The organism is Sporosarcina sp. D27 (assembly GCF_000586555.1).
In the GTDB taxonomy this organism is placed as follows: Bacteria; Bacillota; Bacilli; order Bacillales_A; family Planococcaceae; genus Sporosarcina.
In genome coordinates this window covers 139,145-165,286 of record NZ_AZUC01000047.1, presented here as the reverse complement: position 1 = coordinate 165,286, position 26,142 = coordinate 139,145, and the positions used below count along the sequence as shown (strand labels likewise).

29 protein-coding genes, 1 pseudogene and 1 riboswitch are annotated in these 26,142 nt (G+C 41.2%); of the genes and pseudogenes, 29 read left to right on the top strand and 1 reads right to left on the bottom strand.

Going from position 1 to position 26,142, the window contains the following annotated elements; translation table 11 throughout:
* The first annotated feature begins 4 nt into the window (after positions 1–4).
* From N693_RS0111400 to N693_RS0111390, 3 genes are all read left to right on the top strand, one after another.
* Entirely contained in the window at positions 5–556 is a 552-nt protein-coding gene (locus tag N693_RS0111400) for an RNA polymerase sigma factor SigX (RefSeq protein WP_025784922.1), read from the top strand.
* Entirely contained in the window at positions 534–1,739 is a 1,206-nt protein-coding gene (locus N693_RS0111395) for a hypothetical protein (RefSeq protein ID WP_025784920.1), read from the top strand. Before N693_RS0111400 ends, N693_RS0111395 begins: the two co-directional genes overlap by 23 nt.
* Before the next feature lie 72 nt (positions 1,740–1,811).
* A riboswitch (FMN riboswitch) is annotated at positions 1,812–1,944 on the top strand.
* A gap of 196 nt (positions 1,945–2,140) precedes the next feature.
* Entirely contained in the window at positions 2,141–2,722 is a 582-nt protein-coding gene (locus tag N693_RS0111390; protein ID WP_025784918.1) for an ECF transporter S component, read from the top strand.
* A gap of 44 nt (positions 2,723–2,766) precedes the next feature.
* Here the strand turns inward: N693_RS0111390 and N693_RS0111385 are convergent, their stop codons facing one another.
* Positions 2,767–3,024, bottom strand: coding sequence for a ferredoxin (locus tag N693_RS0111385; RefSeq protein ID WP_025784917.1), 258 nt, complete (start codon positions 3,022–3,024; stop codon positions 2,767–2,769).
* Positions 3,025–3,131: 107 nt separating this feature from the next.
* Here N693_RS0111385 and N693_RS0111380 point away from each other — a divergent pair, with 107 nt between their 5' ends.
* The 26 genes and pseudogenes from N693_RS0111380 (at position 3,132) to aroC (ending at position 26,142) form a co-directional block, all read left to right on the top strand.
* Entirely contained in the window at positions 3,132–4,178 is a 1,047-nt protein-coding gene (locus N693_RS0111380; protein WP_025784916.1) for a helix-turn-helix domain-containing protein, read from the top strand.
* Positions 4,178–5,614 carry an ATP-dependent DNA helicase RecQ gene (locus N693_RS0111375; protein WP_025784915.1) on the top strand — a complete coding sequence of 479 codons (1,437 nt, stop codon included), beginning with the start codon at positions 4,178–4,180 and terminating at the stop codon, positions 5,612–5,614. Before N693_RS0111380 ends, N693_RS0111375 begins: the two co-directional genes overlap by 1 nt.
* Before the next feature lie 79 nt (positions 5,615–5,693).
* Entirely contained in the window at positions 5,694–6,413 is a 720-nt protein-coding gene (locus N693_RS20460; RefSeq protein WP_025784913.1) for a LysM peptidoglycan-binding domain-containing protein, read from the top strand.
* A gap of 61 nt (positions 6,414–6,474) precedes the next feature.
* A complete protein-coding gene (locus N693_RS0111365) occupies positions 6,475–7,281 on the top strand; it encodes a metallophosphoesterase (protein WP_025784910.1) in 807 nt (268 codons plus the stop codon).
* Positions 7,274–8,248 carry a YpdA family putative bacillithiol disulfide reductase gene (locus N693_RS0111360; protein WP_025784908.1) on the top strand — a complete coding sequence of 325 codons (975 nt, stop codon included), beginning with the start codon at positions 7,274–7,276 and terminating at the stop codon, positions 8,246–8,248. Before N693_RS0111365 ends, N693_RS0111360 begins: the two co-directional genes overlap by 8 nt.
* 59 nt (positions 8,249–8,307) lie before the next feature.
* Positions 8,308–8,979 (top strand): annotated as a pseudogene (gene prsW / locus N693_RS19215) (glutamic-type intramembrane protease PrsW).
* Positions 8,980–9,092: 113 nt separating this feature from the next.
* On the top strand, positions 9,093–9,887 hold the full coding sequence (sleB, locus tag N693_RS0111350; protein ID WP_371257558.1) for a spore cortex-lytic enzyme: 795 nt from the start codon (positions 9,093–9,095) through the stop codon (positions 9,885–9,887).
* A gap of 63 nt (positions 9,888–9,950) precedes the next feature.
* Positions 9,951–11,237 (top strand): PepSY1/2 domain-containing protein, encoded by a 1,287-nt coding sequence (locus N693_RS0111345; RefSeq protein WP_025784904.1) that lies wholly within the window; start codon positions 9,951–9,953, stop codon positions 11,235–11,237.
* 69 nt (positions 11,238–11,306) lie between these two features.
* On the top strand, positions 11,307–11,942 hold the full coding sequence (locus N693_RS0111340) for a flagellar brake protein (protein ID WP_025784902.1): 636 nt from the start codon (positions 11,307–11,309) through the stop codon (positions 11,940–11,942).
* A 78-nt stretch (positions 11,943–12,020) separates the two neighbouring features.
* Positions 12,021–12,698: a (d)CMP kinase gene (gene cmk / locus N693_RS0111335; RefSeq protein WP_025784898.1), complete on the top strand. Its 678-nt coding sequence runs from the start codon at positions 12,021–12,023 to the stop codon at positions 12,696–12,698.
* Positions 12,695–13,276, top strand: coding sequence for a 1-acyl-sn-glycerol-3-phosphate acyltransferase (locus tag N693_RS0111330; RefSeq protein WP_025784897.1), 582 nt, complete (start codon positions 12,695–12,697; stop codon positions 13,274–13,276). The genes cmk and N693_RS0111330 overlap by 4 nt, the downstream gene beginning before the upstream one ends.
* 78 nt (positions 13,277–13,354) lie before the next feature.
* On the top strand, positions 13,355–14,494 hold the full coding sequence (rpsA, locus tag N693_RS0111325; protein ID WP_025784896.1) for a 30S ribosomal protein S1: 1,140 nt from the start codon (positions 13,355–13,357) through the stop codon (positions 14,492–14,494).
* Between the two features lie 112 nt (positions 14,495–14,606).
* Entirely contained in the window at positions 14,607–15,917 is a 1,311-nt protein-coding gene (gene der, locus N693_RS0111320; RefSeq protein ID WP_025784895.1) for a ribosome biogenesis GTPase Der, read from the top strand.
* A 27-nt stretch (positions 15,918–15,944) separates the two neighbouring features.
* On the top strand, positions 15,945–16,961 hold the full coding sequence (locus N693_RS0111315; protein WP_025784894.1) for an NAD(P)H-dependent glycerol-3-phosphate dehydrogenase: 1,017 nt from the start codon (positions 15,945–15,947) through the stop codon (positions 16,959–16,961).
* Positions 16,962–17,052: 91 nt separating this feature from the next.
* Positions 17,053–17,238 (top strand): DUF2768 domain-containing protein, encoded by a 186-nt coding sequence (locus N693_RS20000; protein ID WP_256378136.1) that lies wholly within the window; start codon positions 17,053–17,055, stop codon positions 17,236–17,238.
* Between the two features lie 4 nt (positions 17,239–17,242).
* A complete protein-coding gene (locus tag N693_RS0111310; protein WP_025784893.1) occupies positions 17,243–17,962 on the top strand; it encodes a hypothetical protein in 720 nt (239 codons plus the stop codon).
* 83 nt (positions 17,963–18,045) lie between these two features.
* Positions 18,046–19,524: a stage IV sporulation protein A gene (gene spoIVA, locus N693_RS0111305; RefSeq protein ID WP_051508736.1), complete on the top strand. Its 1,479-nt coding sequence runs from the start codon at positions 18,046–18,048 to the stop codon at positions 19,522–19,524.
* Between the two features lie 154 nt (positions 19,525–19,678).
* Complete coding sequence (locus N693_RS0111300; RefSeq protein ID WP_025784891.1) at positions 19,679–19,951, top strand: HU family DNA-binding protein; 273 nt, start codon at positions 19,679–19,681, stop codon at positions 19,949–19,951.
* 156 nt (positions 19,952–20,107) lie between these two features.
* Positions 20,108–20,671, top strand: a complete 564-nt coding sequence (gene folE / locus N693_RS0111295) for a GTP cyclohydrolase I FolE (protein WP_025784890.1) — start codon at positions 20,108–20,110, stop codon at positions 20,669–20,671.
* A 73-nt stretch (positions 20,672–20,744) separates the two neighbouring features.
* Positions 20,745–20,966: a trp RNA-binding attenuation protein MtrB gene (gene mtrB / locus N693_RS0111290; RefSeq protein WP_025784889.1), complete on the top strand. Its 222-nt coding sequence runs from the start codon at positions 20,745–20,747 to the stop codon at positions 20,964–20,966.
* Between the two features lie 51 nt (positions 20,967–21,017).
* A complete protein-coding gene (locus tag N693_RS0111285) occupies positions 21,018–21,719 on the top strand; it encodes a heptaprenyl diphosphate synthase component 1 (RefSeq protein WP_025784887.1) in 702 nt (233 codons plus the stop codon).
* Between the two features lie 36 nt (positions 21,720–21,755).
* On the top strand, positions 21,756–22,451 hold the full coding sequence (locus N693_RS0111280; protein ID WP_025784886.1) for a demethylmenaquinone methyltransferase: 696 nt from the start codon (positions 21,756–21,758) through the stop codon (positions 22,449–22,451).
* Positions 22,452–22,477: 26 nt separating this feature from the next.
* Positions 22,478–23,452, top strand: coding sequence for a polyprenyl synthetase family protein (locus N693_RS0111275; protein WP_025784885.1), 975 nt, complete (start codon positions 22,478–22,480; stop codon positions 23,450–23,452).
* Positions 23,453–23,551: 99 nt separating this feature from the next.
* Positions 23,552–23,998, top strand: coding sequence for a nucleoside-diphosphate kinase (gene ndk / locus N693_RS0111270; protein ID WP_025784884.1), 447 nt, complete (start codon positions 23,552–23,554; stop codon positions 23,996–23,998).
* A gap of 78 nt (positions 23,999–24,076) precedes the next feature.
* Positions 24,077–24,847 (top strand): protein-glutamate O-methyltransferase CheR, encoded by a 771-nt coding sequence (locus N693_RS0111265; protein ID WP_025784883.1) that lies wholly within the window; start codon positions 24,077–24,079, stop codon positions 24,845–24,847.
* 113 nt (positions 24,848–24,960) lie between these two features.
* A complete protein-coding gene (gene aroC, locus N693_RS0111260) occupies positions 24,961–26,142 on the top strand; it encodes a chorismate synthase (protein WP_025784882.1) in 1,182 nt (393 codons plus the stop codon).

Below are 26,142 nucleotides of genomic sequence, written 5' to 3'. Positions count from 1 at the left end.
TTTTGTGGACGACTCCGTATTTCATCATCTATATGAAACGTATCATCATGATGTATTTAACTTCTTGACATACTTGACAAAAGATCGTCAACTTGCAGAAGACTTATCCCATGAAGTATACGTGAAAGCGATTCGTGCCTATTCCTCGTTTGAGGGACGGAGCAGCGAAAAAACTTGGTTGTTTGCGATTGCTAAGAATGTATCAATCGATTATTTTCGAAAAACGAAAGTGCGCAGTAAACATGACGCAACATTTTTCGACTGGGACAAAGATGACTTGAAATCGAATGCCAAGACGCCTGAGCAACAATCGATTGACACTGAAGAAATACGTTCGGTTCTTGAAAAATTGGATACATGTACGCTGGATCAGCGTCTTGTCATCATTATGCGCTATTTCAATGACCTGTCGATTTCAGATACAGCAGAAGTGCTTGGATGGTCTGAAGGAAAAGTGAAAACAACGCAACATCGCGCACTGAAAAGCTTAAGGACAAAAGTAACTTTGGCAGAATTAGAGAGGGGGGAGCCGAGTGGATCACGAACAAAAAGATGATGAATTGGATAAGCTCCTGCACTCTATGCCGAAAATGAAGGATGAACGATCTAAGGAAGAAATACTGGAACGTTTGAAGAACGATGAACGACTTACTAAAACACCAGCAAAACCATTACGTAAGAAAAGCCGTGTAGTTCCCTTAATAGTGACAGTTGCAGCAGTCTTACTAGTTGCGATACTAATTCCCAGTGTCCTGAACTCTATGGACACTGGGAAACAATCAGCAGATGAGGCGTCACTCCAAAGTGAATCAAAGGGCGTGCCCGCAACTGCAAGAGAAGATGAAGAGATGGAGAACTTTTCAAAAGATGCTAGTTCTAAATCTGCCTTTTCAATAAGAGATGTTACTCAATATGCAATTTATCCAGCTGAATTGGACGAAGGACGCATATTGCATATAGGGTTACAGGATTCTCGGGCTGTCAGTATTCCGGTATCTATTCTTTTGTCTAAAGAACAGTTAGAAGCTAAAGGATTAAATGGAGCGTCGACAGATCTGGAGCTTTACGAGGCATTTACTGAAGAGTTGGATGAGCAAGCGCTAGGTTTTGAAGCGATGCATCCTTTAGATGCAACATTTTCTGAAAAGGGAGATCAGCTTAGCGTACTACTTAGCGATACGCATGAGTATGACTTGTCAGCTGCTACACAGGAAGTGTTTCTTCACTCCCTAATGCAGACATTTCCATCATATCGCGATATCCGAATACTAGACGATTCAGGGGAGCCTGCCGAGTTTGATCAAGTGGGTCTACTTGAGCCAATCGATTTACAAGCAGAACTGGCCAATACACCATATTACGTCTACACACAAGATGATGGTCAACAGTTGCTGTCACCGAACTTCATGCAGCAAGCGGAATCATTTAAAGAAGCCCTACATCTCATGCAAACAGCACCAAATGACCTGTATGACCCTGTGATTCCAAAAGAGATGGATTTCACTGTCATTGTAAATGACGGAATTGCAGAAGTTAAATTTAACAGCACAGTTCAACTAGATTCCATACCACCAGATGAAGCAAGTCAACTAATTGATGGTCTTGCGCTAACAGCAGCTAGTTTTGATTTACGACTAAAAGTAGTCAAAGTTGAACCACTGGATTGGAATGGATTAAATTTCAGAGAACCTCTACCAAAAGCAATCGGAGCGAATCTGATGCCACTTATTTTGAAGTAATAGCCAATCTGTAAACATACAAGTTTACAGATTGTTTTTTTTTCTATATACTAATGGTGTAACAAAATATTGATTCATCTTCGGGGCAGGGTGAAATTCCCGACCGGCGGAAATGGAAGCGAAAGCTTTTTAGCCCGCGAGCTTAACAGCTGATTCCAGTGAGATTCTGGAGCCGACAGTATAGTCTGGATGGGAGAAGGTGAAGGCGAAGCCGTCTTTTTGTCTACTAGGCAACGGCTTATTTAAGTGCGAGCATTCTATTGAATGCTGGTGTCTTATTTAAACGCGTCTACACACTCCCTTTAGCATGAATTTGCTGAAGGGTGTTTTTGTGACTACAGACGAAAGATTAGGCAGATCCTTTCCTCTTTGTGAAGTGAATCGCAAAAGGAGAGAGTAGTATGAATAGCAAGAAATTACGGGTGATGATTCTAGTCGCCATCTTAGGTAGCATTTCCACAGTTCTTATGCAGTTTAACTTCCCGCTACCAGCATTACCAGGTTTTTTGAAGATTGATTTCAGTGAAATACCCGCAGTATTAGCGGTGATGACACTGGGTCCGGTCGCAGGAATTCTCGTAGAATTACTGAAGAACGTACTCTATTGGTTCTTATCAGGGAGTCCGACAGGTGTACCTGTTGGGGAAATAGCGAACTTTGTGACGGGCGTGTTGTTCATCATGCCGATCTACTTTATATTCAACAAATTCCGTACTTCACGTGGCTTAACTGTGGGACTTATATCAGGCACAATCTCTATGGCAGTTGGCATGAGTCTGTTAAATTATTTAGTCTTCTTGCCCGCATACACTTATTTCTTAAATGCGCCGCCAGTAACAGGAGATGGACTTTATACAATGATTGTCTTAGGAATTTTGCCATTCAACCTGATTAAAGGTGCTATATTAATGGGGATATCCCTTCTGCTATTTAAAAGTATGCAGAATTGGATTTCTCAACAACATCGTAAATTATCGGTATGATATAGAAAAACAGGCCATCCGCTAAAATGCGGATAGCCTGTTTTTTAGTCTTCATATTTGAGTGGATCGCCTTCGAATGGATCATCTGCAATTTTGATAGAGTCTGTTGGACATCCGTCAAATGCATCTTCAAGGTCCTCCAGCAGTTCTTCTGGAACTTCAGTATTTCCCGTGTTATCATCGAGGATAACAAACGCAATTCCTTCATCATCATAATCATAAATATCAGGCGCTGCAGCTCCGCAAGCTCCACAAGCGATACATGTGTCCTGATCTACGATAGTAAACTTTCGAGTAGACATGTTCGTTCTCTCCTCTTTTCTTCGCACTAGCAACTAGGTACTTTATCCATTCTAAAACGGTTTTCTACAGTTTTCAACCTTTAACCACTAGAAAGTAGGGATTCTTAGTGAAGTTGAGTTCAATAATTTTAAAGATCGCAGAAAAAATGGATGGGCAAAGGTCTTTGAATGCGAGTTTACATGTCTTGCGTGGAAAACGTTCAGGGCAAACACTCCAAGATATCGATTATTTTTCAGTAAAACCATATTTTTCACTACTCCCAAAACTAGCAGATGAAACTTTTGCAGAAGCTGTCAGCTCCCTTCAACATGAAGGGTTGATAAAAGAGAGTGAAGGCATTGTAACGGTCACAGAAAAGGGAAAGCGAACAGAAAAAGAATTACGGGTTTTTCACTTTGATGGTTGGAATTATAGAGGAAGGGAAGGGATTTTCTATTTGCGATTGGTCTTACTTGTACAAACGCTATCTCAGTTAAGAGAATCTCGAAACTCTTTTCATCCAATTACCAATGACCGTAAGATCCAACAGTTTGTGAAAGGACTATTACGAAGTCTGACTGGTTCCATACATAATAGCGCAAGTAACTTAGCAGATGAGCTGCTGCTAGCATTTGAAATGACCGGCATTTCTGACCTTCAGGCATCCATATTGAGCCACCGTTTAACCGGGGCGGATGCTTCTGGTTGGACGTGGGAGCAACTTGAAGAAGCAACAAGCGAACCTGTCGCTAGTTTACAACTCGAATATTTAGAAGCACTACACCGACTAATTGCTGTGTCAGAAAGTGAAGATGTTGCTGAAAAGCTCCCGATATTACATAAGCTTGCACATGGGATTCGAATTGAAACACCACTAACAGATTCGACAGCTATTACAAAAAGGTTGTTTGACCAAGGGGTGTCTATTGAAGAGATTGCAAGTACCCGCCGCTTGAAAGTGAATACCATTGAGGATCATATTTCAGAAATTGCAGCGAACGATCGAGATTTCCCCATTTTACGGTTTGTAAATCGTGAAGACCAACTAGCAGTCAAAATGGAAGTGGAAAATAATGATGTAAAACGTCTACGTCTTCTGAAAGATAAGTTTCCTCATTTGTCCTATTTTCAGCTTCGTCTTATTTTGAGTACAATGAAAGGGGAACACGTGTAATGGAGCTACATCATGAACTTAAAGTGCGATTTGGATTTGACGAATTTCGTCCTGGCCAAGAAGGTGTTATACGCTCTATATTGCAACGGAATGATACACTTGCCATACTGCCAACAGGGATGGGAAAGTCGTTGTGCTATCAGTTGCCTGGTGAGATGCAGGATGGACTGGTTCTTATCGTATCACCACTCGTTTCTTTGATGGAAGACCAAGTAGCGAGTATTCGAAGGCGTGGTGAAAAACGTGTTGCGGCAGTTAATTCATTTCTATCATCTGAACAACGAAAATACATATTTGATGAAATCCATAAAATAAAATTTCTTTTCATCTCTCCAGAAATGATTAGTCGCCCTGATATGACAAATTTTTTAATGAGATTACCTATTTCAATTCTTGTGGTGGATGAAGCCCATTGTATTTCCCAGTGGGGGTTCGACTTTCGCCCAGATTATTTGCGTTTAGGAGAGTTCATCCGCTTAGCTGGAAATCCTCCGATTCTAGCGTTGACGGCAACTGCTGATGCACGAGTAGAAGCAGATATCATTCACTATTTACGTATGTCTAATCCGAACGTAATTCGCCAGTCCTTGGATCGACCTAATCTAACGTATACAGTTCAACAACTGGAAACGGAAGCGGATAAGACGACATGGCTGAAAGAACGATTAAAAAGGACAAAGGGGCCAGGAATTATTTATGTTGCCTCCAGGAAACGGGCGGAAGAACTGACACGTGTACTTCAGCAAGAAGGCATTGCGATTGCTTCGTACCACGCAGGGAAGGAAGCCGGTGACCGGAATATTATTCAGCAACAATTTCTGACTGGGGAAATATCTTGGATTTGTGCAACCAATGCTTTTGGTATGGGTGTACATAAAGACGATATCCGGCAAGTCATTCATGACCAAATGCCGGCTTCAGCAGCTGCGTATGTTCAAGAAGCGGGCCGTGCGGGTAGAGATGGAGAACGCTCCAGTGCAGTCTTGTTGTATGTTATGGACGATGAGCAGAAAGTTCGTTTCATTGTGCAAAAGGATTTGCCTGATGAACCACAAGTCCATCATTTTGCGGCAATGCGAGCATCGGGTCAGTCGATAGAATCTTCAGCAGAACTTGCTGGGATTTCTGAAACGGGCTCCAGAGTTGTTCAATATTATCTGGAATCACTATCTTTAGAGGATGTACTTAAAACGTTCACAAAGTTAAAGTACGACAAAGAAGAGAAGTTAAGGCAAATGATTGCCTATGTACAAGAGAGAACCTGTTTACGAGTGCAGTTACTCTCTTATTTTGATGAGACATCTCAGACAAAGCCTGATATGTGCTGTTCTGTATGCGGAACGGCTAATGATGAGTGGCTTTTAAGCTCAGAGAGTTTAGGAAATCGAAGGCGACTCCTACAATGGGAGGAGAGAATTCGACTACTGCTTTGTTAGTAGACCTTATTGCCGTTTACTTTTACGACAAAATTCGTCATAATAAAGATATAGTAATAGGGGATAGGAGAATGCCACTATGACAAAAAGTGACTATAACTCAGAGTTCGAAGAAAATAGAAAAGAGATTGACTTGGGTGAGAATACCAATGATGATCTACCCTCTCGCGTTAAATTGCGTCAGAATAAGAATGCGACTCCTAAGCGGAATAAGAAAGAATCTCGCAAAGGTCTTACGCTCATTAACGTTATTCTTGTTCTCTTTACATTAATTCCAATTGGAATATTTGTGTATGTTCTTTCGGATTTGTATAATCCTAAGGAGGGTACTACCGTCGATATTGATCAATCAGACGTGAGATTTGAACTCGGTTCAAGTCAGTCACCGAATTCTTCGAATGATACGGTGGCTGATTCTGATGAAAATAAAGAAGATGACGATTCAAAAAAGGATGAAAACGCTAAAAAGGATGATAAAACCGATTCCGAAAAGTCGGGAAATACGCCTGGAGCCACACCAAAACCGGATCCAAAACCAGAAACGAAACCGGATCCAAAGCCAGAAACAAAACCGGATCCAAAACCAGAAACGAAACCAGATCCAAAGCCAGAAACAAAGCCGGACCCAAAACCAGATGAGAAGCCAGCTGCAAAATCACATACAGTTCAACCGAATGAAACACTTTATCGAATTTCGGTCACTTATTATGGTTCAGGTAGCGGAGTTGAAAAGATTAAAGCAGCAAATGGTTTATCATCAAATTCAATCAGCGTTGGACAGACGCTGGTCATTCCTTAATTACAAATTTCGAAAAGGCAAAGTACGCTAACTTTGCCTTTTTCATATGGTAGGTGGATGTATGAAAAATGTTTGGATTGGAATACGTGCGTTATTCGCTTGTTTAAGCTTGTTGCTTGGATGTATGTTTTATAGTGCACATCGCAATCTTTTAAAGACTCACCGCATGAAAGTAAAATCTTCCACCAAAGTGGACTCACAACTTACTGTATTTTTTATAAGTGATGTACATCGCAGAAGGATACCTACTAAGCTGTTAGACAAAGTTCAAACAAGGTCCAGTTCAGTTGATCTCGTTATTATAGGTGGTGACGTGGCGGAGAAAGGTGTCCCTTTAAAAAGAGTGAAAAGTAATGTAGAAAAATTATCGATCTTAGGACCGGTATATTACGTATGGGGTAATAACGATAGGGAAATAGGAGAATCCAACATTCGGGAAATTATTGAGGGAGTCGGCGGAACGATACTTGATAACGAAAGTGTACGTATCCCCACACATCCAGATTGGATTCTTAGTGGTGCAGATGATCCTTCGAGTGGAAATACAAACTTACAAAAAGCTGTGTCTTTCGATCATGAGTATATGCATCAGCTTATAGCAGTTCATAATCCATCGTTGTTCAATAAACTCCTCCAGATTTCTAGGCCTGAGCTCCTTTTAGGTGGCCATACACATGGAGGACAAATTCGCTTTGGACCTTTCGGAATGCAACCACGAGGTGAATTTAAGGATGAGAAAGAACATGCACAACTGATTAGCAATGGTTTTGGCACTACGTTGATTCCTTTACGTTTTGGTGCCCCCCCTGAAACTCATCTTATTAAAATTGAGTATAAAAAAAGGAGTGAAACAAGTCGACATGCTTAAAACAGATGCCATTATTATAGGAGCAGGTCCTTGTGGACTATCTGCTGCTATTCATTTACAACGGTTAGGTCTGGATGTGTTGCTGATTGAAAAGGGAAGTATTGTAAACTCGATTCACAGCTATCCAACTCATCAGACATTTTTTAGCTCAAGCATGAAATTATCAATCGGTAACATTCCATTTATAACTGCGAAAGACAAACCTCAACGTAATGATGCACTTGTTTACTATCGAACTGTTGCAGAACTCGAACAATTGAAGATAAACAGTGGTGAAACAGTTCTAACTGTTGAAAAAGCAGGGCAAGTGTTTCATGTCATAACGGATAAAGCGGTATATGAAACTTCATATGTTGTAGTTGCTACAGGTTATTATGACCAACCTAATCGACTTGACGCTGTCGGTGCAGATTTACCGCACGTTCATCACTATTTTAAGGAAGCGCACCCATACTTTCGAAAGAATGTAGTAGTCATCGGAGGGAAAAACTCTGCAGTAGATGCTGCGCTTGAGCTTGAGAGGGCAGGTGCTAACGTGACAGTCGTTTATCGTGGTGCCTCTTACTCACCTAGTGTTAAGCCTTGGATTTTACCTGGATTTGAAAGTCTGGTTAATAATGGGAAAATTAGAATGATTTTTCAAGCTATGGTTGAAGAAATTAGGGAAGGTGCAGTTCGGATTCATACCGAGACAGGTGTTGAAGAAATCGAGTCGGATACTGTGTTTGCTATGATTGGTTACCATCCGGATTACAATTTCCTAGAAAGTATAGGAATTCAGTTGGAACAGGAAAGCGGATGCCCATTTTTTAATGAGGAAACAATGGAAACTTCAGTAGAGAACCTCTATATTGCGGGTGTGATTGCTGCCGGTAATAATGCGAATTCAATCTTTATAGAGAACGGACGGCATCATGGAGAGGCAATTGCGTTATCGATATCCGAAAAGATGAAAGAGAATTGTTAACAGAATAGGTAATTGTTTCTCTATTTGTGGTATAATCACCCTGATTGGGGGTGCGAAGCTTGATAATTTTGTTTACAGTTGCGATCGCTCCGTCACTGGCATTATTTAGTTATCTCTACTTAAGAAAAGAAATTTCAAGGGAACCTTCGCGCACTCTTTTTCAAGCCTTTGTTTACGGAGCAGTCATGACGTTTCCGATTCTGTTCGTTCAACATGTTTTCGTAGAGGAACAGGTCTTCTCCAATGAATTTTTACAGAATACTGTATTCACAGGTGCTTTGGAAGAATTTTTTAAATGGCTGATTTTATTAGTCTTTGTTTACAAAAATTTTGAGTTTGAAGATGTGTATGACGGAATTCTTTTCGGGGCCAGTGTATCACTGGGGTTCGCGACAGTTGAAAATATCTTGTTTTTGTTCACATTTGGCCTGGATACGGCGTTCATTCGTGCGTTACTGCCGGTTTCTAGCCATGCATTATTCGGTGTGGTGATGGGATACTATTTTGGGAGATCGAAATTTGCGGTGGCGGATAAGAAAAAATGGAATTTAATAATTGCATTGATTTTTCCATTTGTGTTACATGTAACATACAATGCAATTTTGGAAATCCATGATCTATGACTATATTTAATGATTCCATTCATGTTGTTTTTATGGTGGTTCGGACTAACGAGAGTGAAATACGCACATGTTTTTGCAATGAGACAAATCCAAAAAAGAGCACAATGAAAACCATCCATTATTGTTGGATGGTTTTTTTGTGTGGAAATGGAACATCGCGTCATAATTCCAGCGATTTAGGACAGTCTAAAAGTACAAGAAGAACGACTGGAGGAAACGACATGAACAAAACGATGCGCACAATGTTGATTGGATTGCTCTTTTTTGTAGGTATTCAATTGTCACTTTCAACTGACACTCACGCTTTCACGGATCGGGGGCTTGCAAAAGGGACTAAAGGAGATGATGTAATTGAACTTCAAGCTAGACTTCAATATATCGGGTTCTTCAAAGGTAAAATAGACGGCAATTTTGGTTCTCAAACTTATTGGGCTTTACGCGAGTTTCAGGAGAAGTATGGGATGCCTGTAGATGGGATAGCAGGAACTAAAACAAAGAAAAAGTTAACTTCGGTTTCTTCATATGACAAGAAATTTGTCATGGACAATATTAAGGCTGGTAAAGAGTTTACTCATTATGGGGGCAAACCATTGACTTCTCAAGTTAAAGGTGGTTCGACAACTACAAAACCAAGTACCAATACCCAAGTCCCTTCAAAATATAGTGAGGACGATCTGAAACTATTAGCTAATGCTGTTTATGGTGAATCCCGAGGGGAACCTTATGAAGGTCAAGTGGCTGTAGCAGCTGTCATCTTAAATAGAATCGAGCATCCCGACTTTCCTAATACGGTTGGTGGTGTGATTTTTCAACCAGGTGCATTTACTGCGGTTTCAGATGGACAAATTTGGCTAGAACCTAATGAACGAGCAAAAGAGGCGGTAATAGATGCAATGAATGGATGGGATCCTTCTGAGAACGCAATTTATTACTTTAATCCGATAACGGCTACTAGTAAATGGATTTGGTCACGTCCGCAAATAAAGAAAATAGGATTGCATATTTTTTGTAACTAACAAGAACTTCTTAACTTGTCTTGAAACTATAACTTATACAGAAAGCAGGTGTAGTACATTCTTATGAAAAAATTAGTGTTTCTTGCTGTTTTCGCGATTGTTGCGTTATCTGCATACTCCTATATGACAGCTACACAAAATAAGGATTTGCAAAATGCGTTGTCTGTGCAGTATGCAAAAAATATTTCTGATGCTTCTTCGAAGTTGCAAGAGTTAGACGAAGCCGTAAAGAAGACATTGCTATTTAATCAAGGCGAGGGAGATCTTGAGGCACGTGAGGATATTTGGCGGTTGTCTTCGGACATTCAACAATCAGTCGCATCACTTCCTCTCGACCAACAATTTTCAACAACATGGATGAACTACTTAGGAAGGCTAGGGAAGTTCTCTAAAGAAGGAGATGAAAGAACTGATCCTAAAGAATTTCACAAAGTAATGGATCGTGCATCACAAAATATTCAAAGCCTTTCAGAACAATGGTCAGTTGCAACTGCGGATATGGCTAGTGGAAATCTCTCAATGGCCGAATGGCAAGAACGACTGGATGGTGAGAAAGCTTCTTTCGACTGGAATGGGTTAAGTGCATCCATTCAACAATATACGGAGAGTGATTTCCCGCTAACAGCGAGTGAATCCGACGCGTTAAAGAAAAAAGAATTAAAGCATATTAAAGATCCTGCAGTTACTAAAGAGGAAGCGCTAACTAAATTCAAAAAACTATTTCCTGATGTATCTAACCAAGTAATCGACACAACAGAAAGTAAGCCAGGTGCAGCCTATCCATTTTATCATATCCGCTTTGCGGATAATGACTCCGTAGGATATATTGATATCACTAAAAAAGGAGGTCATATCCTTTCCTTCCTAACAGAACGACCTACGGGTGCAGGGACTATGGATATAGACAAAGTTCGTACTAGTGTAGAAACGTTCTTAAAAGATTCAGGATACACGGATGTAGTATTTGAGGAAGTAAGGGAAAACGACACAGCGTTTCACTTAGTTTACACACGAGTGGAGAAAATGCATCGAGCGAAAGTGTTATCTGATACGATTCAGATAAAAGCAGCAAAAGAAGATGGTCGGATTCTTGGCCTTAATGCTGCGGAATACATTCGAAAAGAACAACTAAAAGATCAACCGATTATTACAATAGATTGGAAAACATTTTTCCATAAGAACGTAAAAGTAAATAAACAAGAACTTGTTTATGTCGAAAATGAACATGGCATTCAACGTCTTGCCTATGCTTTAACAGTAACACTAGAAGAAAACGGTGAAATTGGTACGTATATAGTTTTGGTAGACACTGAAACAAAAGCCGTAATTAAGACGGAAAAGCAGCCTTAAAATAGTGATTGGAAAATCCCGCCTGTCATGTCATAATACTAGTATGAAATCATGACAGGTGGCGGTTTTATGAAGCTTGCGCTAGGTACCTCAATCACAATAGACAAAGATTATACCGAAGAAGGCGAGAAATTTAAAAGTCGAGTTGTGGATATCGGTAAAGACTGTGTAATGATCGATTATCCCTCTCATCTTGAAACAGGAAGAACGGCTTTCTTTATCGACGGAACGCAACTTTTGGTATCATTCGTCGATGAGTTGAAAATGGCGTATGTCTTTAAGACTGAAGTGATGGGAAGACTGAATCGAGGAATCCCGATGTTGCAATTGTCGTACCCGGGTGATTCAGAATTGATAAAAATTCAACGTCGGGAATTTGTGCGCGTAGATTCACCGTTGGATGTAGCTGTAGACAAAGACGGTATCGTCCATCAACTTGTTGCTGAAGATATAAGTGCAGGCGGCATGGCTGTCAATTTGGCGAAATCGAATTTTGAAGAAGATGATATTGTTAGATTGACAATTGTTCTTCCCTACGCCAATAATTCCATTAAATATGTGCGTGTAAATGCGAGAATTGTGCGGATTTGGGAAAAGGATGGTAGGAGAATTGCGTCCTTGCAGTTCGACCAAATCGATCACGAATCGAGACAGCAAGTCATTCGTTTATGCTTTGAACGACAATTGAAAAAACGGAACGAATAGGAAAAGGTCTTTACGAAAAAGACTTTTTCCTTTTCGCTATGGTACAATGTTTGCTAATTGAGTACGGGGGTAATGGAAATGGAAAACGGAATACAGATTGCAATAGATGGCCCTGCTGCTGCAGGTAAAAGTACAATTGCTAAAATAACTGCTAGTAAGTTGGGATACACCTACATCGATACGGGTGCAATGTACCGAGCTCTAACATATAAGGCGTTAAAAGAGCATATAGATGTATATGACGATGACGCACTCTCCAGTTTGTTGGATCGAATCGTTATTGAGTTATTACCAACTGAAGAAGGACAAATTGTACGTGTTGATGGTGAAGATGTTACGGAAGAGATCCGTTCACAGGAAGTTACGTCAAATGTATCTGCTACCGCTGCTCAACCACGTGTCAGAGAGATGATGGTAGAAAAGCAACGACTTTTAGCGAATACTAAAGGGGTTGTAATGGATGGTAGAGATATCGGAACAGCAGTATTACCGAATGCGGAACTAAAAATCTTCATGACTGCTTCTGTGGAAGAACGTGCTGCAAGACGTTTTGTGGAGAACACGAAAAGAGGCATCAATCGTTCAATGGAAGAGCTTTGCCAGGACATCGCAAATCGGGACAAGGCGGATACAGAACGTATCGCATCTCCACTGAAGCAAGCGAGTGATGCGATTTTTATCGATACAACATCGATGAGTATTGAACAAGTTGCAGATGCGATCATTCATCATGCAGAAAAGAGGAAGCGCCCATGAATTTATATCCTCTTGGAAAAGCACTGTGCACTGCAGTGTTAAAACCGTTCTATCGAATCAAAGTAATAGGTCAAGAAAATTTCCCGAAAGACCAAGGTGTACTTTTGTGTACCAACCATATCGATAACTTAGATCCGCCTGTTGTTGGTCTATCAGCTCCGCGTCCGGTGCACTTTATGGCGAAAGAAGAGCTTTTCCAACTGCCTTTGTTAAAATCGATTTTACCTAATGTGAATGCTTTTCCTGTAAAACGCGGGCTAAGTGATCGTCAGGCGATTCGTACAGCGCTTGAATTACTTCGCTCAGGACAAGTAGTTGGAATGTTTCCTGAAGGAACAAGGAGTAAAACTGGGGAAATAGGGAAAGGATTAACAGGGGCAGGTTTTTTTGCACTCAAAGGGGATGCATTAGTCATGCCTTGTGCAATTATCGGCCCATATCGCCTTTTCAAACAGCTGAAAGTAGTTTACGGGGAACCTATTGATATGACACCTTACCGTGAACGAAAAGCTTCCGCCGAAGAGGCTACTGAAGTAATTATGACTGCTATTCAAGAGCTAATAGAAAAAAATCGCTGACACACAAGTTCAATTTTTTGTTTTTATGGGTATATTCCAATAGTATAGAATTATGATTATTATGGAGGAGGACTACATATGACTGAAGAGATGAATGTAGAAGCAATGGGAGGATACAACGAAGGAGATCGCGTGACAGGTAAAGTAACTAAGATTGAAGACAAATCTGTCACTGTAGAAATTTCTGGAGCACCATTTGATGGCGTGATTCCAATCAGTGAATTATCTAGTCTTCACATCGAAACAGCATCAGATGCAGTAAAAGAAGGCGACGAACTGGAACTTTCTATCATTAAGGTTGAAGATGATGCTTTCGTGTTATCTAAACGTAAAGTGGATGCTGAAGATGCTTGGGATACATTGGAAGAGCAATTCAATGATTCTGTAACAATTACAACAGAAGTGAAGGATGTTGTAAAAGGTGGTTTAGTAGTGGACCTAGGAGTGCGAGGTTTCATCCCTGCATCGTTAGTCGAAGATCACTTTGTCGAATCATTTGAAGACTACAAAGGTCGCTCAATGGAGTTTAAAATTGTAGAAATGGATAAAGAGAAAAACCGGTTAATCCTTTCTCATCGTGCAGTTATTCAAGAAGAGAAATCATCTAAAAAAGAGGAAATACTTGAAAACCTTCACGAAGGTCAAGTTCTTGAAGGAACCGTGCAACGTATCGCTTCATTTGGTGCGTTTGTAGATTTGGGCGGTGTGGATGGCTTAGTTCACATTTCACAAATCGCTCATGGACATGTTGAAAAAGTATCGGATGTACTAAATGAAGGCGATAAGGTCCAGGTTAAGATTTTGGCGGTGGATCGCGACTCTGAACGAATTAGCTTATCTATTAAGGAAACGCTAGCTGGCCCATGGGAAGGTATTGAAAACAAGGCCCCTAAGGGTGCAGTGTTACAGGGAACTGTAAAACGTCTTGTGTCTTACGGAGCTTTTGTCGAAGTATCCCCGGGAGTCGAAGGTCTTGTGCATATTTCGAGAATTTCCCATGACCATATTGGAACACCGAACGAAGTCTTGTCTGAAGGACAAAATGTAGAAGTGAAAGTATTGGACGTCAATCCAAATGACAAACGGCTATCTCTAAGTATAAAAGATCTAACGGATAAAGAAGAGGACACATACGATGGCTATGAAATGCCAGAAGAACCTTCTGGTTTCTCTATCAGTGATGTCATTGGAGATCAGTTAAAAAAGTTCTCTAACTAATAAGGTTTGCGAACCTGTAACAACTGTATTGAAAGAGATGGCTCTTTTAGGAGCGCCATCTCTTTTTTTTGTGTATAATATGCAGAAGATAGCTTGGAAGGATGAATGACTAATGAGTAAACCAACAGTAGCCATCGTAGGACGTCCGAATGTCGGTAAGTCCACGATTTTTAACAGAATTGTCGGAGAACGTATTTCGATAGTGGAAGATGTTTCAGGTGTGACCCGAGACCGCATTTACAGTGCGGCAGATTGGCTGTCTCACGACTTTAATTTGATTGACACGGGTGGTATTGATATTGGGGATGAACCATTCCTAGTTCAAATTCGTTTGCAGGCTGAAATTGCAATCGAGGAAGCGGATGTAATTATTTTCCTTACTAACGGTAGAGAAGGAGTTACTGACGCAGATGAGCAAGTTGCGAAAATCTTGTATAAGACAAAAAAGCCAGTAGTTCTTGCCGTCAATAAGGTGGATAATCCTGAGATGAAGGATATGATTTATGATTTCTACTCACTCGGTTTCGGCGATCCGCATCCTATTTCGGGAGCACACGGCTTAGGACTTGGAGATCTTTTAGATACTGTTGCAGAAAATTTCCCTGATCCATCAGAAGAAGAAATTGAAGAGGATGTTATTCGCTTTTCTTTAATTGGTCGACCAAATGTTGGGAAGTCTTCGCTAGTCAACGCATTGCTAGGTGAGGAACGTGTTATTGTAAGTGATGTTGCTGGAACTACAACAGATGCGATTGACTCTTCATATGAATATGAAGGACAGAAATTTAAAATTATTGATACAGCAGGAATGCGTAAAAAAGGTAAAGTGTACGAAAATACAGAAAAATACAGTGTCCTCCGTGCGCTAAAAGCAATTGATCGTTCCGATGTTGTGCTAATTGTTATTAACGGTGAAGAAGGTATTCGTGAGCAGGATAAACGGATTGCAGGGTACGCAGAAGAGGCAGGGAAAGGAATTCTATTTGTCGTCAACAAATGGGATGCTCTTGAAAAAGATGAAAAGACGATGAATCGCTTTAACGAAGACATTCGTAAAAACTTTTTATTCCTGGATTATGCACCGATTGCTTACGTATCTGCAAAAACAAAACAACGGGTACGCTCATTGTTTGATATGATCATTAATATTAGTGAAAATCATTCGATGCGTATTCAATCCAGTGTACTAAATGAAGTAGTAGAGGATGCAATCGCTAGAAATCCTGCACCGACGGATAAAGGTAAACGACTCCGTATTTATTATTCAACTCAGGTAGCGGTTAGACCTCCTGCTTTTGTAGTATTTGTAAATGATACAGAGCTGATGCACTTTTCATATGAACGATTCCTTCGCAATCGTTTGCGTGAGTCTTTCGGATTTGAAGGGACGCCAATTCGAATTATCACTCGGGCTAGAAGTTAACGAAACTGTGGGAAAGGATGAGGAAATGTGACAAAAGTTTCTGTGATTGGTGCAGGGAGCTGGGGAACTGCACTCGCCTTTGTTCTTGCCGAAAATGGACATGACTGTCTGATTTGGGGGAGACGGGAACAGCAAACCAATGAAATAAACGAACAACACACGAATAATTCATATTTGAAGAATTGTATGCTGCCAGAATCACTGAAAGCAACTTCAAATCTAAAGCAAGCTGTTGAGCATGCTGACGTTCTAATTGTTGCTGTACCGACAAAAGGAATGAGAGAAATTGGAACGCAATTGAATAGTTTGATACAAAATCCGAAACTCATCGTACATGTATCTAAAGGTATTGAACCTGACACTCTCAAGCGGATAACTGAAATGCTAACAGAAGAAATACGACCTGAAGCACGGAGAGCCCTGGTAGTCCTCTCGGGGCCATCTCATGCCGAGGAAGTCGTATTGCGTCATCCGACGACCGTAACAGTGGCTTCAGAGGATGGTCAAGCTGCAGAAGAGATTCAGACACTATTCATGAACTCGTATTTCCGTGTGTATACAAACGAAGATGTTCTCGGAGTGGAGCTAGGCGGGGCTTTGAAAAATGTTATCGCACTTGCTGCTGGTATTACAGACGGTTTAGAATATGGTGACAACGCAAAAGCAGCACTAATTACTCGAGGTCTTGCAGAAATTACGCGCCTTGGGGTTAAGATGGGTGCTAGTCCACTTACATTTGCAGGACTTGCCGGTATGGGAGATCTTATCGTCACAGCGAACAGTGTCCATTCGCGTAACTGGAAAGCAGGAAACATGCTTGGAAAAGGACATTCACTAGAAGAAGTGACTGAAGGCATGGGAATGGTGATTGAAGGCGTCCGTACAACTAAGGCAGCTCATCAGTTGGCAAAGCAATATGACGTTTCAATGCCATTAACAGAGGCCCTATATACTGTCTTGTTTGAAGATAATGAACCGAAAGAAGCGGTAGATTGGTTAATGAGTCGAGGGAAAAAGAAGGAAACTGACGATTTTTCCAATTAAAGGAGCTTATTTAATTTTCTCGCGAATTACGTGTTGTGTCGCATAAATTTACGACTGGAAGGAATGACGTACTTTGTCCTCGTTGGATAAAATGTGGCTATCTTTTTATGCCATGGGTTTCATGATGATCTCAATGGGACTCATTCATGTTAGCCGTACCAAATTAACAAACAAGCTCCTCAAGATAGTGTTTGCGGTCATTGCCTATTGTTTACTGATCTTTTCATTCTTTGCAATGATCTATCTCGTCTTTAACGGACCTACAGGAGGCTCGTAAACCTATGAAAAGAATGTTACGATTTCCTTTAGTGGCTATAATTATTGTTCTATTGTCAGGATGCATGTACCCTCAAGATGAAATAGAAAGCAAGCAGAGACCATATGAAGATCAGCTGGAGACTGTTCAAAAAGCGGTAGATACGTACCGTGAACAGTCACAAGGTTTATTGCCTATAAAAACACGGGATATGGATATTGATCAATATATTAAGTATCCAATAGATTTCACTAAAATTGTTCCATCTCTAACAGAGAAAATCCCTTCAAATGCATATGAACAAGGAGGGATTTATCAGTATGTTTTAATGGATGTGGAGGAAAACCCAACCGTTAAACTTGTAGATTTACGTGTTGCAGAAAGAATTCGGGAACTGATATTACGAAAAACGGTGAATGGTGTACTTCCATTCAAAGATCCTGTTCAAGAAGGTGCAAATGTCTATGAAGTGGACTTTGAAAAAATGGGGCTAAAGGAACCGTTGACTGTAGAAAGTCCTTATTCTGATGCTCATTTACCGCTTGTTGTCGGTGGAGATGGCAATTTCTATATCGATTATTCAATAGATTTAAACCGTATTTTGGAGAAGGAAAAGCCTGATGTGAAGCAGGGAGAGGACATTCGCTACTTACTTTCGGACAATCATCCGATCCTCCCTGCTTATTCGTTACCGTATACGGTAAACGAAAACAATGAACCGATTTTCATGAAATCGTCTAACTAAACAAGAAAACGTTTCGTGCTTTTATGCATGAAACGTTTTTTGTTTTCATAAACTACTATGCGTAGAAAAGGAGGACGATGGAAATGAAAGAAGAACTATATGAAAACTTAGCGAGACGAACAGATGGCGATATTTATATCGGAGTGGTAGGTCCTGTTCGTGTCGGAAAATCCACTTTTGTTAAACGTGTCATGGAAGAAGTAGTTATCCCCAATATGAGTGAGCAGGCAGACCGTACTCGAGCACAGGATGAGCTCCCACAAAGCTCTCCAGGGCCAGTCATTATGACGGCTGAGCCGAAATTTGTCCCTGCACAAGGAACGGCGGTTTCGATTGGAGATGGGGAACTCTCTTTTCAAATTCGACTGGCAGACTGTGTGGGGTATGTCATTGACGGTGTAAAAGGGTACGAGGATGAGGATGGACCGAAATACGTCCATACTCCATGGCACAATGAGCCGATTCCATTTGAAGAAGCAGCTCGTATCGGGACAGACAAAGTCATTCGAGACCACTCAACAATCGGTATCTTGCTGACTACCGATGGAACAGTCAATAATATTCCGAGAGCTTCTGCTGAAGCTGCGGAAACAGAAATTGTATCAAAACTTAAGGAAATTGGTAAGCCGTTTGTCATTGTTCTGAACTCGAAAATGCCAGCACATGAGAAAACGGTTCAACTAAAACAACAATTACAAGAAGAGCATGGTGTTCCTGTCATCGCGATAAGTGCGGATCAGTTGAATGCACAGGAAATCCAATTGATTTTAAAAGAAGCCCTTTATGAATTCCCAATTACACATATTGATCTTCAAAAGCCGGACTGGATGGATGTGTTAGGCTCAGAGCATTATTTGAATTCGAATATTGATGAAATAATCAATGAAGGATTCCTTGAAGCATCCAAGATCCGTAAAGTTCAACAACTAGCAGAACGGTTGAATGAAGAGGACTACATTAAGCATGCAGAAGTCATTGAGGTAGATGCAGGAAAAGGAAGAGCCATCCTGGACTTGAAAATAGACGAACAAACGTATCTGGGAGTTTGCGAGTCCTATATGGACACCGAGATGAAAACAAAGAAAGATTGGCTGATATTCATCCAAGAAGCGGTTAAAGCGAAAAAATCCTATGATATGTTCGCTGAGGCGATCGAAACTGCGAAAAAGGAAGGATATGGGGTCGCCTTGCCAACTATTGCAGATTTTCAGCCGACACAGCCTGAACTTATCAAACAAGACTCTTTTTATGGAGTACGCATGAAAGCGACAGCTCCAGCGCTACATGTTATCCGGATTGACATGGAGGCAGAATTTGCTCCACTCATCGGGTCTGAATTCCATAGTCATCACTTGTTGAAAGAACTGAAAAATGCTTACTTACACGACCGTGAAGCGCTGTGGGAGACTCAATTGTTTGGAACACCCCTACATGAAGTGTTGAAGGAAAGTATCCGATTTAAGACGTCTGCAGTACCTTCCAGCGCACGTAGAAGACTGCGTGAGACCATTGAAAAAATGGTGAATGAAGGAAATAAAGGTATGGTGACGTTCATCGTCTAATGAGTAAAGATCCGTCTACAGCGGGTCTTTTTTCTGTTTTGGGGTTACGTAAGCAACACCTTGACTACAATATTCTTGCACCCTAGAATTGGTTATGTTACTCTTTTTACAGTGTTAAAGAGGTTAAACAAACGTTTGAGAGGAGGTGAACGAGATGAACAAAACTGAATTGATCAACTCCGTTGCAGAAGCAGCAGGTCTTTCTAAGAAGGATGCAACAAAAGCTGTTGAAACTGTATTCGAAACAATCCAAGACGCTCTTTCAAAGGGTGAGAAGGTACAATTGATTGGCTTCGGTAACTTCGAAGTACGCGAGCGTGCTGCTCGTAAAGGCCGTAATCCACAATCTGGAGAAGAAATTGAAATCGCAGCTAGCAAAGTTCCTGCATTCAAAGCAGGTAAAGCATTGAAAGATGCTGTAAAGTGAGTTCAATTACATAGAAGCCCGTCAGACGTCCATTACGGATAAGCTGGCGGGCTTCTTTCCGTGTTACGCGGAAAATACGAGCCATCAACTGTACTGAATGCGAGGAGTATGCTACTATTTTGGAAGACTAGATGTGCATCAGAGGAGGTTCCATCGATGGAAGAAGTAAATTTTGGGAAAATAGAACAAGCGGTCACGATGATCCTCGAAGCGATCGGTGAAGATCCAGAGCGTGAAGGATTGTTGGAAACACCAAAGCGCGTTGCAAAAATGTATGCAGAAGTGTTCGCAGGAATGGCGGACGATCCTCGTATGTACTTTGAAACCGTTTTTCATGAACAACATGAAGAAGTCGTCCTCGTAAAGGACATTCCATTTTACTCGATGTGTGAACATCATCTTGTTCCATTTTTTGGTGTTGCCCATATTGCATACATACCCCGTGACGGAGTTGTGGCAGGACTCAGTAAATTAGCAAGAGCTGTTGAAACAACGGCTAAGCGTCCTCAATTGCAAGAACGAATTACGACAACTGTCGCAGAAGTAATGATGGAAATGTTGAAGCCACACGGTGTATACGTCATCATCGAAGCAGAACATATGTGCATGACGATGCGAGGTATAAAAAAACCAGGTTCGAAAACAATTACAACAGCGGCTAGAGGAATTTACGAACACGATGATGTCAAACGATCAGAAATTCTTTCGCTTGTAAAGTAAGGTTGTGGTCCTTTGCGGATCGCGGTTTAACTATGATATGATAGGTAAGATATGAAAGACGGGGGAGAGAACTATGACTGCACCAGATTACATCGTCATTAAAGCAAAAGAAGATGGTGTCAGTGTTATCGGGTTAACCCGTGGAAACGACACGAAATTCCATCATACGGAAAAACTCGACTGTGGAGAAGTGATGATTGCCCAGTTTACAGAACACACATCCGCTATGAAAATCCGTGGGAGTGCAGAAATTACAACTGCGCACGGGGTTGTCTCCAGTGAAGAGAGAGCATAACAGCAACCTGCATCGTTCACTTGTTAGATGCCTTGGAATGGAGAAACGGTGATGAATAAACACGAATTGAATTCAATTGTAGAAAAATATATAAGCGATTTGCAATATGCACTTCGTGAATCCATTCTTAAACGGGAAATTGGTCATTTTCCTGTTGACTCCATAAAAGCATTTTTTCTTTTGCTACCCATTGTGAACGAAAAAATCAAAGAAGACAAACTTAGAAAAATCACATTGTCTGTTGGAGCGATTCACGCTGCGCTTGATATTCACGATCGCATAGAAAGTGCTCAATCGCCGTCTGCCGAACAACAACTGACAGTGCTGGCTGGAGATCATTTCAGTGGCATCCATTATCGGATTCTAGCTGAAATTGGTGAGTTCGGATTTATACGCGAATTATCTCAAACGATTGCCCGTATAAACGAACAAAAAACAACGTTGCACCACGAACGTCGTACGACTGGTCCAATTTTACTTGAAAGGCTAAAAGTAATCGAGTCAGGGTGCACTGCTACATACTATAAGACGTATGGTTTTGACAGCTATCTTGAGCTAGCTGAGACTGTACTTACGTTTGTACGACTGGACAGAATGGCTAACTCCACCGAGCAACAAGCATTTGCATTTGATGAAACCATTATTCAACAGGCGATGGATTTTCTCTTACCAAAACTCAATCTAGAGCTCGAGCAAATGAGTTCGTTGGACCCGGTACTTCAACAGGTGATTCATGAGCTGGTGAACCGTTGAAATCGCTTAGCTGATATTGAAAAGAGGAGATTCCACTTGAGTCAATCTAAAGAACAAAAAGTACATTCTGTATTCGAATCCATATCAACAGACTATGACAAGATGAATTCTGTCATCAGTTTTAACTTACACAAAAAATGGCGTGCTGACATCATGCAACGTATGAACGTAAAAGTGGGATCTAAGGCCCTGGACGTCTGTTGCGGCACGGCTGACTGGACCATCTCTTTAGCACAAACCGTTGGGATTAAAGGAGATGTGACAGGTCTTGATTTTAGCAATGCAATGCTCTCATCGGCTGTGCCTAAAACCGAAAAGTACCCTAACATTACCTTGATTCAAGGCAATGCGATGGATTTGCCATTTGAAGATAATACATTTGACTATGTGACAATTGGTTTTGGCTTACGGAATGTGCCCAATTATGAAACAGCGTTGAGAGAGATGTACCGAGTCGTTAAACCTGGAGGCATTGTTGCGTGCTTGGAAACGTCTCAATCAGAGATTCCTGGATATCGTCAATTATTCAGACTTTATTTTAATTATATTATGCCGGTATTCGGAAAACTGTTCGCGAAGAGTTATAATGAGTATTCTTGGCTTCAAGAATCTGCTGATGAGTTTCCAGGTCGTGAGGAATTAGCTCAGCTATTTAAGTCTGCTGGATTTACTCAAGTCGATTATCGTCCATATAGTGGCGGGGTAGCTGCTGGACATATCGCGATCAAATAATAAGCAGGCGGGAGAAGGGAATCATTTTGGAAAAGTTGAAGGCGATGGCATTATATACCGATTTCCGAAAGGAACTCATTTATATCGAGAAAGAGCTTGAGAATGCCGTTCAATCGGATTCTCCGCTTATTCAGCAAGCATCCATACATTTGCTGAGAGCTGGAGGGAAGAGGATCCGTCCAATTTTCGTATTTCTTTCTTCCAAGTTCGGAGACTATTCGATGGAAACAACAGCGAAAGTAGCGGTTTCCTTAGAACTAGTTCACATGGCTTCTCTCGTTCATGACGATGTCATTGATGATTCAAATATGAGAAGAGGGCGCAAAACCGTTAAAGCAAAGTGGGATAATCGAGTTGCGATGTACACTGGCGACTTCATTTTTTCGCGCGCGTTAACTTCAATTGGTGAAATTGAAATGACTTCGGTTCACCGATTACTAGCGGATACAATGCTTGAAATCTGTAAAGGTGAGATCATTCAATTCGATTACCAAAGAAGAACGGACCAATCATTTCGAGATTATTTGCGTCGCATCAAACGGAAAACAGCACTTCTCCTATCATCTAGCTGTGAGCTAGGTGCATTAATCTCTAATGCGGATGATGAAGTTGTTCGGAGATTGAGGAACTTTGGATATTATGCAGGAATGGCGTTTCAAATTGTCGACGATATATTAGACTTAACATCTTCGGACAAGCAGTTAGGCAAGCCAGCAGGTTCTGATCTTCTTAATGGGCATCTGACGTTACCTGTCTTATATATCCGAAACGAGCCTGCTTTCCAACCATACTTAACAAAAGCATTTGATGGAACGTTGTCAGAAAAAGAACGTACAGAAATGTTGAGTTTTATAAGAGAGAGCGGAGCCATTGAAAAAGCTCATGAGGTAAGTGACTTATATCTAGAAAAAGCGACAGCTGAGATACGTTTATTACCGGATAGCGATGCGAAAAAAGCGTTTGAACAAGTAGCTGATTTTCTGGCTAAACGAACATTTTAAATTCTCGCGGAAAAAGAAAAAATTGAAAGATCGTTTCACCTTTGGTACGATCAGTAGGGGTAATCCCGATTTGTCACTATGAAGGAGTGTAATTGAATTATGGAAAAGACATTTTTAATGGTAAAACCTGACGGCGTTCAACGTGGTCTAATTGGTGAAATCGTAAACCGTTTCGAAAGCAAAGGATATCAGCTAGTTGGAGGGAAATTGATGACAATTTCTCAAGAACTTGCAGAGCAGCACTACGGTGAGCACAAAGAGCGCCCATTCTTCGGCGAGCTTGTTGACTTCATTACATCGGGTCCAGTATTCGCAATGGTATGGGAAGGCGAAAACGTCATCTCTACAGCACGCCTTATGATGGGCGCTACAAACCCTAAAGAATCAGCACCAGGAACAATCCGCGGTGATTTCGCAGTTACTGTTGCAAAGAACATCATCCACGGTTCAGATTCACCAGAATCTGCAGAACGTGAAATCGGTTTGTTCTTTAAAGAAGAAGAACTTTCTTCTTATGAAAAAGTAGTAAACAGCTGGATTAACTAATACAAAGCAAAAACAGCCTAGCGGGTTCCGCCGGCTGTTTTTGTTATACATAATTGCTGGATGGATGGAGGTAAACAATTGTCCGATTACACGAAATTTATCGCCAGTGTAAAACAAAAAACAGGGATCGACCTATCTCTTTATAAAGAAGCACAAATGAAAAGACGCCTGACATCGCTTTATGAAAAACGAGGATGTAAAAATTTCACCGAATACTTTGAGTTGATCCGTACTGATCGAACCAGGATGGATGAATTCCTGGACCGAATGACGATAAATGTATCTGAATTTTACAGGAACTCACAACGGTGGGAAGTGTTAAACACGAAGATCCTCCCACAGCTTTTACAGAAGACGAAAAAGTTAAAGTGTTGGAGTGCTGCATGTTCTACAGGAGAAGAACCGTATTCGATGGCGATGGTTCTGTCCAATCACATACCATTAAGAGAAATTACAATTTCAGCGACTGATTTGGACAATGGAGTACTTGAAAAAGCTAAAGTAGGTCTCTATCCGGAACGTTCTTTGAAAGAAGTGCCTCCTGATGTTAAGCAAAGGTTTTTTAAGCAAGAAGGCCAGTTTTACCAGGTTACAGACGAAGTGAAAAAAACTGTCGTATTTAAACAACATAATTTACTCGATGATGCGTATGGTAATGACTTTGACCTAATCGTCTGCAGAAATGTCATGATCTACTTTACAGAAGAAGCCAAAGATCAAATTTATACGAACTTTGCGAAAGCGTTGAAACCTGGAGGGATTCTTTTTGTAGGGAGCACCGAGCAGATTTTTAGTCCCGAACGCTATGGTCTTGAATCTGAAGATACCTTCTTTTATAAGAAAATATGAAAAATCCGGACATTTCCGGATTTTTTTGTTTAAAGAAGTAGTCAATATTGCTGTAGTTTGGTAAAGTGCTAACAATGGTTCATTTCAGCAAGTATCAAAAGGGGGATATGGAGATGAGGATCTTAACAGCGGGAGAATCACACGGTCCTGAGTTGACCGCGATTATTGAAGGGTTACCGGCGCAATTGCCATTAACAGCTGAAATGATTACAAGAGAACTTTCGCGTCGCCAAGGTGGACATGGAAGAGGACGCAGAATGCAAATTGAAAAAGATCAGGTAGTTATATCATCTGGTGTCCGTCATGGGAAAACTCTTGGTTCACCTGTGACGTTGACAGTCGTGAACGATGATTGGAAACATTGGACATCTATTATGGGTGTTGAACCTCTGCCTGAGAATGTTCGACCGGAGGATATTAAACGTCAGATCACTCGTCCGCGCCCTGGTCATGCAGACTTAGTCGGGGGCATTAAGTATGGACATCGAGATCTTAGAAACGTACTAGAGCGCTCATCAGCTCGTGAAACAACGATGCGGGTAGCTGCCGGTGCTGTGGCAAAACAATTTTTACGTGAGCTCGGTATTAATACGATTGCACATGTTGTCGAAATCGGAGGTATTGTCGCGGATACCACTTCAACTGCTAAACTCTCGATGGAAGAGATTCGTGCACAAGTAGAAGCTGATCCTGTATACTGTGCGGATCCTGAAGTGTCACAAGCTATGGTTGAAGCAATCGATGACGCAAAAGGTCGTGGAGACACTTTGGGCGGTGTGGTGGAAGTTGTAATAGAAGGGTGCCCACCTGGTATGGGAAGCTATGCTCAGTTTGACCGGAAGTTAGACGGTCGTCTTGCAGCAGCTATGATGTCTATCAATGCGTTCAAAGGTGTAGAGTTTGGAATTGGCTTTGAAATGGCAAAGCGTTTCGGGAGTGAAGTGCATGACGAAATCGCATGGTCCGAAGAGAGAGGCTATTTCAGAAAATCGAATCGCCTTGGAGGATTAGAAGGTGGCATGTCGACGGGAATGCCGATTGTCATAAGAGGTGTCATGAAACCAATTCCGACGTTGTATAAACCGCTAGAAAGTGTCGATATCGATACGAAGGAGCCGTTTACAGCAACCATCGAGCGGTCCGATCCATGTGCAGTTCCTGCTGCATCCGTTGTTGCAGAACACGTTATCGCTACTGAGTTAGCAAAAGTCATCATTGAAGAATTTCGTTCGTTTGAGATGGATGGACTGAAAGCTGACATCGAGCAATACCGTCTTTATGCAAAGGAGTTTTAA